We start from the raw sequence: 562 nt of genomic DNA on the forward strand, positions 1-562 counted from the left end.
GGCCCCACCGAAGCCGCCATTGATGTGAGTTTCTGGCAGTGCCGTTCCCTGGAGAGAGAAGAAAAGGAAAAGCCGGAAGGCGGCCACACCGTGCCCATCGGTGTACCGATCAGCAATATTCAGCTGCATGTGCTGGATACGGACCTCAACCCGGTCCCCCGTGGTGTCCCCGGTGAGTTGTACCTGGCCGGCACAGGGTTGGCACGGGGCTATTTTGCCCGCCCGGATCTGACGGCAGAACGTTTTCTGCCCAATCCTTTCGGTGAGCCGGGCAGCCGCCTGTACCGCACCGGCGATCAGGTGCGGCAACGGGGCGATGGCACCATTGATTATCTGGGCCGCCTCGATCATCAGGTGAAGATCCGGGGCTTGCGTATCGAGCTGGGTGAAATCGAACAACAGCTAAAGCAATTGCCTGAGGTGAATGATGCGGTTGTGGTTGCTCATCACAGTGACGCCGGTGACCAGTTGGTGGCGTATGTGAGCGCCGATAGCGATAACCGTGACGGTTGGCGACAGTCTCTCGCTGAGGCGTTGCCCGAGTACATGGTGCCCTCGCTGT

The 562-nt window shown here is 60.0% G+C and carries 1 protein-coding gene; it reads left to right on the plus strand.

Annotated features, from left to right (window positions below):
* Nucleotides 1-562: AMP-binding protein (locus A3730_RS29225; protein WP_156501450.1), on the plus strand; the 562-nt coding region annotated here is incomplete at both ends.

It is taken from the genome of Alcanivorax sp. HI0044 (genome assembly GCF_001634945.1).